Annotated in this window: 12 protein-coding genes and 1 pseudogene; 6 read left to right on the plus strand and 7 right to left on the minus strand. The window is 66.7% G+C overall.

All coding sequences use genetic code 11. From position 1 onward, the window contains the following. Window position 1: 1 nt before the first annotated feature. Window positions 2–367 carry an STAS domain-containing protein gene (locus tag Ari01nite_RS43880; RefSeq protein WP_239163529.1) on the minus strand — a complete coding sequence of 122 codons (366 nt, stop codon included), beginning with the start codon at window positions 365–367 and terminating at the stop codon, window positions 2–4. A gap of 378 nt (window positions 368–745) precedes the next feature. Between Ari01nite_RS43880 and Ari01nite_RS43885 the strand changes: the two genes are divergently transcribed. Continuing rightward, window positions 746–1,048 carry a hypothetical protein gene (locus tag Ari01nite_RS43885; protein ID WP_203790006.1) on the plus strand — a complete coding sequence of 101 codons (303 nt, stop codon included), beginning with the start codon at window positions 746–748 and terminating at the stop codon, window positions 1,046–1,048. Window positions 1,049–1,082: 34 nt separating this feature from the next. On the opposite strand, the gene Ari01nite_RS43890 is transcribed toward Ari01nite_RS43885, so the two are convergent. Beyond that, complete coding sequence (locus Ari01nite_RS43890; protein WP_203790008.1) at window positions 1,083–2,387, minus strand: alpha/beta fold hydrolase; 1,305 nt, start codon at window positions 2,385–2,387, stop codon at window positions 1,083–1,085. A gap of 223 nt (window positions 2,388–2,610) precedes the next feature. Next, window positions 2,611–3,927, minus strand: coding sequence for a glycoside hydrolase family 6 protein (locus tag Ari01nite_RS43895; protein ID WP_203790010.1), 1,317 nt, complete (start codon window positions 3,925–3,927; stop codon window positions 2,611–2,613). 262 nt (window positions 3,928–4,189) lie between these two features. On the opposite strand from Ari01nite_RS43895, the gene Ari01nite_RS43900 reads away from it, so the two are divergent. From Ari01nite_RS43900 to Ari01nite_RS43920, 5 genes are all read left to right on the plus strand, one after another. Then, window positions 4,190–4,537: a VOC family protein gene (locus tag Ari01nite_RS43900; RefSeq protein ID WP_203790012.1), complete on the plus strand. Its 348-nt coding sequence runs from the start codon at window positions 4,190–4,192 to the stop codon at window positions 4,535–4,537. A gap of 725 nt (window positions 4,538–5,262) precedes the next feature. Next, window positions 5,263–5,814, plus strand: a complete 552-nt coding sequence (locus Ari01nite_RS43905) for an RNA polymerase sigma factor (RefSeq protein WP_203790014.1) — start codon at window positions 5,263–5,265, stop codon at window positions 5,812–5,814. Further along, window positions 5,814–6,863 carry a hypothetical protein gene (locus Ari01nite_RS43910; RefSeq protein ID WP_203790016.1) on the plus strand — a complete coding sequence of 350 codons (1,050 nt, stop codon included), beginning with the start codon at window positions 5,814–5,816 and terminating at the stop codon, window positions 6,861–6,863. The genes Ari01nite_RS43905 and Ari01nite_RS43910 overlap by 1 nt, the downstream gene beginning before the upstream one ends. A 74-nt stretch (window positions 6,864–6,937) precedes the next feature. After that, window positions 6,938–7,141 (plus strand): hypothetical protein, encoded by a 204-nt coding sequence (locus tag Ari01nite_RS43915; RefSeq protein ID WP_239163530.1) that lies wholly within the window; start codon window positions 6,938–6,940, stop codon window positions 7,139–7,141. A 10-nt stretch (window positions 7,142–7,151) separates the two neighbouring features. Continuing rightward, the gene (locus Ari01nite_RS43920) at window positions 7,152–7,649 is read left to right on the plus strand and encodes an NUDIX domain-containing protein (RefSeq protein ID WP_203790017.1); all 498 of its coding nucleotides are present in this window, start codon (window positions 7,152–7,154) and stop codon (window positions 7,647–7,649) included. A gap of 159 nt (window positions 7,650–7,808) precedes the next feature. On the opposite strand, the pseudogene Ari01nite_RS51760 reads toward Ari01nite_RS43920, so the two are convergent. From Ari01nite_RS51760 to Ari01nite_RS43940, 4 genes and pseudogenes are all read right to left on the minus strand, one after another. Continuing rightward, window positions 7,809–8,041 (minus strand): annotated as a pseudogene (locus tag Ari01nite_RS51760) (transposase); the annotation flags it as partial. A gap of 256 nt (window positions 8,042–8,297) precedes the next feature. After that, complete coding sequence (locus Ari01nite_RS43930) at window positions 8,298–8,600, minus strand: hypothetical protein (RefSeq protein ID WP_203790019.1); 303 nt, start codon at window positions 8,598–8,600, stop codon at window positions 8,298–8,300. 341 nt (window positions 8,601–8,941) lie between these two features. Continuing rightward, on the minus strand, window positions 8,942–9,526 hold the full coding sequence (locus Ari01nite_RS43935) for a hypothetical protein (RefSeq protein ID WP_203790021.1): 585 nt from the start codon (window positions 9,524–9,526) through the stop codon (window positions 8,942–8,944). Between the two features lie 575 nt (window positions 9,527–10,101). Continuing rightward, on the minus strand, window positions 10,102–10,392 hold the full coding sequence (locus Ari01nite_RS43940; protein ID WP_203790023.1) for a hypothetical protein: 291 nt from the start codon (window positions 10,390–10,392) through the stop codon (window positions 10,102–10,104). Window positions 10,393–10,645 lie beyond the last annotated feature (253 nt).

Below are 10,645 nucleotides of genomic sequence, written 5' to 3' on the forward strand. Positions count from 1 at the left end.
TCTACCCGCCGCTCGCACCGTCCACAGACGGCACGTCGGCTTCGGCTGCCTGCACGCTGTCATAGACGGCGACCACCCGATCCACCGACGTGATGCGCAGCACGCTGTGCACGGCGGGTTGCACCGCTGCCAGGCACAGTCGGCCGCCGACTTCGCGCAGCGCCTTGAAGATCACCACCAGCGTGCCCAACCCGCTGGAGTCCATGAATCCCACCCCGGCCATATCGACTACCACCTGCCGATCACCGGCATCGACCAACAGCTGCAACTCTTCGCGCAGATGTGGGGTGGTCGCCATGTCGAGGTCGCCGCGCACCTCGACCACGGTGCACCCCCGGCCCGGCCGGGCCGACAACAGCAGATCCACAACGACCTCCAGGTGCGGGTTATTCGCCATCTCACCCTATGCGCCCGGCGGGGAAACCACCGCGAACGGACACAGGCCGGGCGGCATCTAACCGCTTCGACGTATGGGCAGTAACCCACAGCACTGTCACGCGGTGGAGAGGAGCCCGTTACCCGCCAATAACTCGGCATTCGACGCCGTACTACCCATGCCGGGGTCTTGCCGGCGAATCATGAAGTTTGCCCCGTCGTGCCCGGGGTATTCGCGTACATGACTTTGGCTGTACTTGAGAGCCACATGTCGTTCGGGCCGTCCAGAATCCGCGGCACCCCATTTACCCCACCTCGCACCGCGGACGATGCGGTGCGGGCCGTGCACGACGCCGTACAGGAGACTCACATGTCCAGTGCCACCACCGGTACCTCACACCGTGACACCGCGATCGACGTGCAGCCTCGCCGCCGTTCCGCTGAGACCAAGGCCGCGTTCAAGACCACGGAATTCATCGCGTACGTGGTCATCGTCCTCGGCGTGCTCATCGCCTCCATCGTGGTCGACGGCAACGGCAACGGCGACAACGGTGCCGCCGGAGACTACTTCCGCGCCGACCGCGCATGGTTTTACATCGTCCTGCTGACCATCGGATATCTGGTCAGTCGCGGCTTGGCGAAATCCGGCAGCCGCGACTCATCCGACGCGTAACCACTGTCCGACCGAGCGGGATGACTCGCCGGATTCAGAGAATCACAAGCCCGGGCGGCGATGCACATGCATCGCCGCCCGGCGGCTCGTCGTAGCGGGAATGCGTTACGACGTCCGGGAGTGCCGGCTTGGCGAGCAGCTGCTGCCACCGGCTTTCGGTGTAGCGGAACGGCACCGTCGACGCCACGAACTCGTGCAGCGCGGCAAGGACCCGGTCCGGGTGGGTTTCGTGCGGGTAGTGACCTGCGCCGTCGATCTCGAGCAGGTGGGGATGCGACAGGGAGGCGGCAGCGGTTCGGTGATGATGCGGCGGGATGGTCTTGTCGTCACTGCCCCACACGAGCAGGACCGGTAACCCGGAGAGCTGCCGGAGGTGCTGTGTGGCGCTGACCGACTGTCCCCGCCAGTTGATGACGGTACGTGCCGTACGGATGAGGGTGCGGCGCTGACCCTCATGCCGGAGCCGGCGCATGCCCACGGACACCGGACCGGCGTCGGACCGTGCGACCAGGCCGGGAACCGCCGCCGCTACCGCCGACAAGAACCGTCGAGTCACCGGCTGCGGCACCCAAGCCAGAGCGCCGACGACCGTCTGCGCGCCGGGCAGGGTCACCGCGCGCAGCACGGGTGTGAGCTGGGTGCCGAGTCCGCCGCTGCTGAGCAGCGCGAGCCGGTCGGTGCGTTCCGGGAACTGGTACGCGAACTGCAGCACGATCCCGCCGCCCAGACTGTGGCCGACCATGGTGGCCGACGAGTGGCCGAGCACGACGAGCAGGTCGCGCAGCGATGCCGCGAGTGCCCCGAGTGAGTAGTCGCCGGCCGGCGCGTCAGAATCTCCGTGGCCGGGCAGGTCCGGGGCGATGACGGTGTGGCTGGCCGCGAGGTCATCGATGACGTGGTCCCAGGTTCCGCGAGTGCCGCCGAGTCCGTGGATCAGTAACAGCGGTTCGCCGGCGCCGGCGACGGTGTAGGCGATCACACCGTCGCCAATCTGTACCCGCTCTTCCCGACGAGCGGTAGGGGACGAGAGCCCGGCGCCGAGGGGCGCCCGGCCGATATCGGTCGTCATAGGGAGTCTCCCGTGGATGGCGAAGGGGTGATCGGAGGGCTCAGCGGTCGGTCGGCTCCCCCGATCCCGGCCTCGCGCCGCACCGACGGCGGCAGCACCGCATGCCCTCCGGCGCCGTGGGTAAACCGGCACGACCTCTACGTGCGGCACGTCACCTTGACTCGCGAGGCCCCATCGAACGTCCTCGTTGATCAGCTGAACCTGGCTGGACACGATCACCGCGTAAGCGTTCTGGACCGGCCGCGGCTGACGCAGCTGGTCGGCCTTCAACGTGTGCAGGATCGCGGTGGCCCGGCCCTCGAGGTCGCGTCGGCCGGCCCGGCGCAGTGCGGCGACGACTGTCAGCCGCGGCAGCCGGGCGGCCCGGTCGGGGTCCGGTGCCCGGTCCAGCAGCGCGAGAGCTTCGCCCGCGGCCAGATCGTCGAGCGCGTCAGTTATCGATCACCGCCACGCCGCAACTTCAGGACTCATCAATTGCGAAACACACGGCTGATCAGAGGACCGGTGGATACGCGCTCCGCACCAGCTCGGTGAAGGCGGCCGGGAACCATTCGCCGCGCGGCGGCGCTCCGGCCATCGCGTTGGTCGGCCGGTTCGAGCCGCGGGTCGGCGGTATCTCCCCGTTGGGGTCGCAGCGCACGTCGCCGGCTTCGTTGCCGTCGGACACACCCGGCTGCTTGACCCAGGCGTACGCGTGCACATGCGTCTGCGGGGTGGCGCGCGGCAGTTCGCCCAAGCCCGCGCCTTTCTGGTTGCACCAGGTGAGCCTGGTCGGGCGCCGGTCGACCCGGCTCTGCTCGACGAACGTGTTGATGTCGGTGGACGTGCTGGCCGCAGTGGGCCGAGCCGAGCCGCCCCACCCGTTGCGGGACGTGTCCAGCAGAGCCCCGATCTGCTCCGGGAAGCCGGCGGCGACCAGCGCTGCGTGCATGGCGTCGACGAAGGTGGACTCCTCCAGGTGATTGTTCCAGTCCACCCACTTGGTCTGCCTGATCGTCACACCGTTGCGCATCATGTCGATGTCGAGGAACGGCTCGTCCAACGGGTCGTAGTCGGCGACGTTCACGGCGAAGCCGTCGATGCTTGCCACCCCGGCGGGCGTGCGGCCCGCGACCTGGCGGACCACGGCTGCCGCCGCCTGCAGGGACTCCTCCCAACCCAGCTGGTTCGACTGGGTGACGTCCAGGTATGCGTGGACATTCGGCGTCTCGTGCAGGCGGCTCAGCGCGTACGGGATCGCTTCCTGATAGATCTCAGCGGCCTGCGCACACTCGAAATGGGAAAAGAGCGCATTCGCCAGCGCGTCGGGCTCGACCACCACGGCAACCCGCAGCCACCGGTACGCAGGCTCCGCCAGGATCGCCGCGATCGGATCGATGAACTGGGTGCGGTAGTCGGCCGACGTCTTGAGCTCCCCGCTGGGTGCCCGCGTGCAGCTGCGGTTCGGCAGGTTGTAGAGCACCAGCGTGATCACCACGGGCTGGCCCCCGGGGTCCTGTTGAGCGAGCGCTCCGTCGAGGTGGTCCCGTAGTCCACGGCGGCCCGGCGTACCGTTGATTGACGCGATCGAGTCCAGCCAGACAGCAGTGGGCTGGCGGGCCACCGTCGACATCGCCGGGCGCAGGTCGCCGCCCAGCGCGGCGGTCGCGAGCGCCGCCGCCGACCAATCCGGATCGACGTAGCCGCGCGCGCCGGCAAACGGGTTACCCGGCCTGACAGCAGCGCTGGCGGCCGGGACCGCGAGGACTCCCCCGGAAACGGCCAGCGCCGTCGTGGCCACCGTCGAGACAATCCGGGTACGCCAGGACACGCTCGCCTCCATCGAATCGAACTAGCTCGATGTTACCGTTTGGGCGCAGCGGCGCCGAGGGAGCGCGTGACAGGACAAACCGATGGCTGCACCGACAACGCCCAGGGTGACGGCTCGCCACTCCGGCCGGTGAGCACTATCGGCGGCAGATCCGGGTGCCGCGGCACGTTATGGTATGAGCCTTCCGCCGGTTCGCCCAGGAACGTGACGAGCGGGGCCCGCTTACTCGTACAAGCCATCACTTCGCATGCCACAATCCGGCATGAGGATTCGCCGTGCCGCACCCGATATCACCACCGCCGACCAGGTCGCGAGCAGCCGCTTCTACCAGGCGTTGGGCTTCCGCGAGGAGATGAACCTAGGCTGGGTGGTCAACTTGGTCTCACCGTCCAACCCCACCGCCCAGGTCATCCTCATCACCAAAGATGCAGCGGCCGCCGTGAACCCGGACCTCAGCGTTGAGGTCGATGACGTCAACGCCGCCTACGAGGCGGTACGCGCGACGGGCGCAGAGATCGTGCACCCCATCACCGACGAGGAGTGGGGCGTCCGGCGCTTCTTCGTCCGCGACCCCGACGGCAAGATAGTCAACGTCGTCAGCCACCGCTGATCGAGAAGGACCACCACCTCCGTCCCGCCAAGCCCCCATCGAATTCGGCGGGCGGGTGATTCGTGCGAAGCGTGACGTCTCCGCTGGTCAACGAGCGTCCCGAAGCGGCAAATCCGGGCACGGGCTGACCCGGGCCGCAACAGCTTCTTCGGATGAACAGGCATTTCCGCGGCAGATCAGTACCTGCGTCAGCCGGTGAACGCGGCGACCTTGCGGGCGGCCTCGTCCTGCACGCACACGGCGTGGGTCTCGGCGGCCCAGTGCCGGGTGGTCACTAACCGGCGCTCTACGGCGCTTCTCCCTGTTGCCGGTCGGCAGCCCCGGCAAGGACAGGAGCGGCGGTGTCACGCAGGCCCTCCAAGATCTCGTCGAGAGGATGGTGCCCTAGTGACCGCGACCTCGGACATCTGCGCTCGCTGCGGGGATCGCGCAGGCTGCCATCACCACCTGACGCCGTTCAGCTGTTCCCGCCGCCACCTGCGATAGCTCGGCCCGAAGCGCCGACCCGGATTATGCCGTGCTGCTTGGCGGTGACCTGGCTGATCGAGCCGAACCGTTCGACGGCCGCGCGGTCCGGTCGAGGACGCGATGGTTCACGTGGTGGCATTCGTCGACCAGAGTGGTGTATGCCGGGACTTCGTTCCAGAGAGGGCGGAGGGTCGGCGCGCGAAGCGGGTCCCGCGTCGTAGTGTCACGATGGCCGACCAGCCGGACATGGAAGAGACGTGAGCTCTGAGGAACGGTTCCGGCGTCTCTACGCCGTCAACTTCGAGGCGCTGCTCGCGTTCGCGTCACGCCGGGTCGAACAACCGGAGGACGCCGCCGATGTCGTCGCCGAGACGTTCCTGGTGGCCTGGCGGCGCAACGGCGATCTGCCGGCTGACGACGAGGTGCGACTCTGGCTGTACGGGGTGGCCCGCCGCGTCCTGGCGAACCATTACCGCGGCGGCACCCGCCGGGACCGGCTCGGCGAGCGGCTGCGCCAGCGTCTCGCCGTGGTGGCCTCGGCCGATCCGGGTCACGACGTGCCGCAGCGGCTCGTTGTGCGCGAGGCCCTGAAGCTGCTCAGCGAGACCGACCGGGAGATCCTGATGCTGACCGCGTGGGAGGGCCTGGAGCCGCGCGAGGTCGCCGCGGTGATCGGGGCGAGCCCGGTCGTGGTGCGGACCCGGTTGTCCCGGGCCCGGAAACGGATGCGGGACCTCGTCGGTCACGACCAGGAGACACCCGGACATGTACTCGACGTCCTGACCGTTCCTGTCCCGAAGGAGGGCTGATGAGCGACGAGCGAATCAAGGACGCGGACCCCTATCGCGCGGATCTCGTCGCGCGCCTCGACGGGGCAGACCACCATCTCCTGGAGGAGATCATGTCCACCCCGCAGCTCGACGCGGTGCCGCTGCGCCGTACCCTGGCCCGCCGCCTGACCATGGCGGTGGCCGCGGCGGCCGTCCTCGCGGTCGCCGTCACCGCCGCGACCGTGGCCGGCCGCGAGCCCGTCGATGGGTATACCGGCGCGTTGGGTGTGCCCGAAGCGGGCGGGCCCGCGGTCGACGGTTGGCAACTGGACCTCAAAGCCGCGGAGGACCTGCCCCGCTTGCTGATCGACGAGCAGGGTTGGAAGGCGACCTCCGTCTACGGGTTCGACCAGGAGGACGGCAGCATCACCTTCCAGAGCGGCGACCGCGGCATTTCGATGAACTGGTACGCCGCCGAGCAGTACCAGAGCTACTACGACGACCGGTTGGAGGTCAGCAGGCCGGAGTGGACGACCATGGCGGGCGTCGAAGCGAGCGTCGTCACCTACAGCAGGAACGACTTCGCGGCGATGCGCAAGCCGCAGGACGGCACCTTCGTCGAACTGCGCACCCAGGGCGGGGACTGGACCCGCGCCACGTTCGACGAACTCCTTGCGAAGGTCGTGAAGGTCGACGCCGAGACGTTCCTGAAGTCACTGCCCGAGGAGATCGTTACGCCGGGAGACGTCCGACCGCAGGCCAGGAAGATCCTTGCTGACATGCCGCTGCCGCCGAGCTTCGACATCGCCTCGCTGGACAAAGGCGGCGCGAACGACCCGTACCAGTTCGGCGCGTTCGTGGCCGGCCGGGTGGCCTGCGACTGGATCGCCGAGTACCAGCGCGCCGACAAGGCCGGCGACAAGGAGGCGAAGAAGAAGGCGGCCTCCGCGCTGAGTACCAGCCACCAGTGGAAGGTGCTGCACGACATGAACGCGCAGGGCGACTACCCGGAGGTGCTCTGGGAACTCGCGGACAAGGTCGCGGACGGTGACGTCCCCACGTGGTACCGGGACGGCCTGGGCTGCTGAAACCTCACAACCGCGGTCAGCCGATGGTCACTCGGAAGATAGCGCCCACGAAGCCGCCATCCAGTCCCGCCACCATGACCGGAATCGCCATCGACACCCGCGGCTTCGAAGTGCGGGCGGACGAGTTCGGCAAGGCGTTCCAGCCGCTGCATCAAGTCGTCATCCCGCATATCGGCCTGTTCATCGGGGCGATGTGGGACCTCGACGCGCTCGCCGCCGACGGCCGTTACGACTTCTGGGCTGATGCTCAATCCCGGCGGAGGGCCGATCGGTTCTAGCATGCTTTCCATGAGCGACGTCAACCCCGGTGAGCTACCCGAGCTGACGTTCGCACTCCCGACCATCCCGGCCTCCGCCGGAGCTCTGGTACGTGGCCGCAAGGGCCGATTGCTCATCCTGAAGCCGACGTACAAGGGCGGCTGGACGATCCCGGGTGGGATTGTCGAGATCGGCGAGTCACCCTGGGATGCGTGTCGCCGCGAAACCAGGGAGGAGTGCGGCCTCGACGTCACCACAGGGCGGCTTAAGTGCGTTGACTTCCTCCGCCCACGGCCTGACCGTCCGGGTGGTATGCGCTTCCTTTTCGACTGCGGCGTCTTCGACGACGCCGTCTTGGACACGGTGGTCATCCAGCCGATCGAGATCGCCGAAAGCCGGATCCTGCCGATCGACGCCGCGCTGCCTTTGCTTAGCGGACCAGTCCGACGTCGGGTACGCGCCGCCTGGAAGACAAAACGGGTGCGCTATCTGGAGGACGGCCGACCGGTACGGGGGATCAGCCCTTAGCCTCGATGATTCGCGTGTAGCGGCGGTGATCTCTGCCCGGCCGGTTTGAGCGCGTGGTGGTGGTCTTTTCTGTGGCTGAGCATGGTGGTGGGCCGTCTGTCGCGGCGGCGTGGCGTGGTCTCCTGGGGTTCTCCGGTCGTGGTCGGGGGCTGACCGGGGTCAGCCGGGTGCGGGAATCGCCGCGATCCGGGTGAACGCGGCGGACAGTTGGGTGGCCCAGGGCCAGGTGCGGGGATGCGTAGCCAGCGGCGGCGTTGGCCGCGGGTCAGACGGGCCGCGGTGTGGAAGAGGCGGTAGCGCAGCCGTTTCGGTTCGGCTTTGGCGAGATCACCGTGCAGGGCGTGGATTTGCAGCCAGCAGATGAGGTCGGCGGCGATCGCGGCGGCAATACATCAACGATCCGCGTCGATGAAAACGCCCTCGGACGGCAGCCTTGATCGAGCGACCAGCCAACAACAGGCGGTGCGCCGAGCGGTCAGCACCGCTCGCGATCGGCGGCAGAAGCGCGCACGTGATACGCAGTCGGGCGAGGCCGCTACCGGCTAGTCCCATGCTGGGCGTGGGGACCCACAAGCTCGTAGATCCCCGTCGCCCGTTTGCCCGATGACGCTTCGACCAGACGGGCGGTTGCGCGGTTGAGTTGGCCGGCTAGGGCAGGCAGGTCACGGTGACCTGTGCCCGGAAGATGTGCCCGAAGTTGGGATCGTCGAAGATCTCGAAGACCTGCGGCTCCGCGGACAGGGTGCATGCGCCGTAGAAGCCTTCGGACTGTGCAGAGTTCTGCGCGTCGTCGAACGCGCCCTGGATGGCGTTCTGAGCGGTCAGGCCGCGTCCAGCGCCACAGAACAACGGGCTGGCCATCGCCGGTGAGGCGACCAGCATGACCAGCGCCGCGGCGCCCGCCGCGGCGGTGAGTCCTGGTCCGGCGAGACGGTTCCAACGTACGTTCATCGATGTGCTCCTCCCCTTCGGGGACGGTGCGATGCCCCGTCTGCAAGTAGCGGGGCCGCCAAATCGACGGTACAGCTGAGGCTACCCATCACGCTTCGGTGAGCGCGGCGTCTGGATAGGCACCTTCTGCGCGACCGCACGGACGCGCCACGACAGCGGCAGATCCGGGCAGATCCGATGTCTGCCCAACGCTACTGGCCGCGTCAGTCGTTCGGGCGCGGCCCCGTTTCCCTCGCCGGCGTCGCTCGATGCCGCCGGATCACTGAACTCGCTCAACTCCGAAAACGACGCCTCCAAGGAATGGCTCTGGTCGTTCTCCACGGCCGGCATTCGTTCCGCGACTATTTCTGCGCGGGTGCCGGATTGAAGCTCGGGGGAACATTGAGAGCTAGCCTTGCTACGTGCATAAAATGATTAATTGCAGATCTGCGTTTCTGTAGCGCAGTCGCCACTCGAAGGCTGATGTCGAGAGCTTCGTCGGGGTAGCGTGTTAGATCGAACACCGTGAGACTAATAAGCTCGGCATCAGCCAATAGGAGCGATTTGGCAGACGCAAGCAAATCGTCGTCGATAAGGTGGTAAAGTTCGACTGCTCGGCCAGCGTGCCAGACTTTGTCGAATCTCGATATAATCTCCCGTCTTTCCTCGGAGTTTGGCGGTGGAAACAGCTGATCTTCCCCGACTTTACTTGGATCTCCGAAGGTCCACTCAGGGTGATCGTCGCGAAGCCCTCTAACGATGCTTCGATAGAATTCATCATCGGCTACCAGGAGATTGAGATAGGAGGTCCGACGCTCATCTTGCCAACTCCGGATCAATTCAGCCCGCACAAGTGAACGCTGCAAGCCCGCTTGACGCCATGAACCTATCAAGACGCCAAGGAGTGCGGTTAAGCCGGCCACAATAGCTGGCGTGACTGAATTCATGACGAATCTCTCCTCCAAACAACCCCGTGGCGACAAAAGGGTCCGCAGGCAAGGTGTACCATGCCTTTGGGAAGAGGGTATCGAATGGGGGCAAGACGAGAGTCAAGCCATCTAGCCGTTGACAACAACGATGACAAGAACCGGTACATGCATGGAAATCTTAGAGAAGATCGGCGAGGCTACGTGGTCACCAGGAGCACGAGCGAAGATCAGTCTCGAAAGCTGGGAGCATTAGTACAAGGCGTGCTGTACGTCGGATTGTTGGGACCGCCCGGGCTGACCTGAGCATCGACTCAGCCAAATCGCGACCGCGCACCGACTGAGTGACTAACTGGGCAACAACCGTGACGCGCCGGCCTAGACGTCCGTGGACATCAGTTGCTGATTGCGCAAGTCAGCCTGCTCCCGCTAAAGAGGAGGGGGACCGCCTCGACGGTGAGCCCGAGCTCGACCGATATCTGCTGCAGTTCTGGCCGGCCCCGCCCGCGCCGGACGGCGTCATTCGCCAGGGCAGTCGTTATGCGGTCGCCATCGGGTCGCTCGTGCGCAAGCCAAGCATGAATGGCGCCGGTCGATCACGTCAGGAGGTGAACCGGACGGACCCGCGTCGCGCCCCGGTCCCACCGCCCAGCGGCCGGATACAGCAGCTGGGCGGTTTCCTGCAGGACGGGCTTCTCCTGCATCTGCTTCTCGGTGTACGGCCAGTCTTGACCGGTCCGCCGGTCGACCTGTGAGACGTCGAGCATAGGAAGCTCCTCTCTCGGCAAGTGTGCTGAGACACCCGATGCATACTTCGTCGCTTGATCGGATATCCGCTCATCGGCCAGATCCGGGTGCCGACGCTGGGTGAAGGCATCGGCAGACACGGCGCTACCTTCTGGCTGGGCAACGTTGGTGGCCGACTCGCGGAGGCGGCCAGTGGGACCGAGTGCGTCCTACGGTGTTTCTCTGCGGGGACCATGCGATCCAGCCGGAGTAGGCACACCGGTGCTCGCAGGGGTGGTGGCCGGTTCGCGCGATCTGATGTAGGAGCTTGGCGCCCTTGCGTGGGTAGGCGGCGAGTTGCTTGAGGGCTTCGGCTATCGCCAGGGTTCCTCACGGCGTGGCCGTAGCGAGCAT

The organism is Paractinoplanes rishiriensis, assembly GCF_016862375.1.
GTDB classification, from domain to species: domain Bacteria; phylum Actinomycetota; class Actinomycetes; order Mycobacteriales; family Micromonosporaceae; genus Actinoplanes; species Actinoplanes rishiriensis.